This window comes from Microcystis sp. M53603_WE2 (assembly GCF_030065435.1).
Genome location: NZ_JASJFF010000813.1, coordinates 1 through 1,330, shown reverse-complemented (window position 1 = coordinate 1,330; position 1,330 = coordinate 1). Strand labels below are relative to the sequence as shown.

The following is a 1,330-nucleotide window of genomic DNA, read 5'->3' as shown; positions in this document are numbered from 1 at the left end:
GTCGTCGCTAAAGATTCGATCAGATTACTGAATATCTGGAGATTATTGCCGATGATCTGCCCGGAGAAATTTTTCTTGACCTCCACCGAGAAAAGGTCTTCCCAGTGCCAACGGGTCGAGCGCTCTGTGGCGGTAGATTTGACGGTACGAATACCGGTTAAAATCTCGATCAGGTAACTGCTTTCTTTAGCGATCGCCTGAAAAATATCCCGGGATATTCGCTGGAGAAAAGGGGTAGAAATTAACGCAAGGAAAAAGAACGGTGGCACGATCGCCAAACTGATGAGGGCTAATTGCCAGCTATAGCGGAACATCACCGCCACATACACGAAAACCGTTAATAAGTCAAGTAAAATCGAGAGAGCTTCCCCAGAGAGAAAACGCTGGATCTTGCGATTTTCCCCGATGCGGGAAATAATATCGCCCACATAGCGGGACTCGAAATAACCGAGGGGCAGGCTGAGAGTATGACGGATAAAACCGGTGATTAATGCCGTATCAATGCGATTAGCGGTGTGATCGAGAAGATACGCGCGTAAACCAGTAATTGCCACCCGAAAAACCCCGAAAATTAGCGCACCGATACCCATCGCCCAAAGGGTGGTTAACGAACCCTGCACGATCACTCGATCGAGGATTAACTGGGTGAAAATCGGCGTAATTAAGCCGAATATTTGGATAAAAAGCGAGGCGACGAAAATTTCCAGCAGCACGAACCAATGGGGTTCCAGTAAGCGATAAAACTGCCAGAGTGAGGCTTTATCCTCTTTCGTGTCCCGGAATTTCTGGTTCGGTTGCAGCAGAAGGGTGAATCCCGTCCATTTACTGGCGAATTCGGCACGACTTAGGGTTAATTGCCCGATCGCCGGATCGCCAATAATCACCTGTTTGGCGGTAATTTTCCAGATAACAACGAAGTGTTTGCCTTCCCAGTGAGCGATCGCCGGTAGGGGTTGTTTAACTAATCCCTCTAGGGTCGCTTTTACCGGACGGGTGGAGAGGCCGATATTTTCCGCCGCCGTGATCAGTCCCTTCAGCGATGCCCCGTCGCGGTTGACGTTGGCCAGTTCCCGGAGACGGTTGACGCTGATTCTTTTGCCCCAATAACGGGCGATCATGACTAAACCGGCCGCCCCGCAATCGGAGGCGGACTGTTGCTCGAAGAAGGGATAACGGCGGAGGGATTGCCCGATCCAGTGACCTAACCGCTGCGCCGGAGAGGGGAAATAGGCTCGATCGCTTTTTTTGTCCGTTTCTTCTGTCTTCGTCCCAAGAAGTTGGTCAATTTCCCGCGCCCGTTGTAGTAATGTTTTTTTCAGGGCGGGGTGTT

The 1,330-nt window shown here is 50.8% G+C and carries 1 protein-coding gene; it reads right to left on the bottom strand.

What is annotated here, in order from left to right; translation table 11 throughout:
• On the bottom strand, positions 1-1,330 hold a 1,330-nt coding region (locus tag PX481_RS17350), incomplete at both ends, for a peptidase domain-containing ABC transporter (protein WP_288095194.1).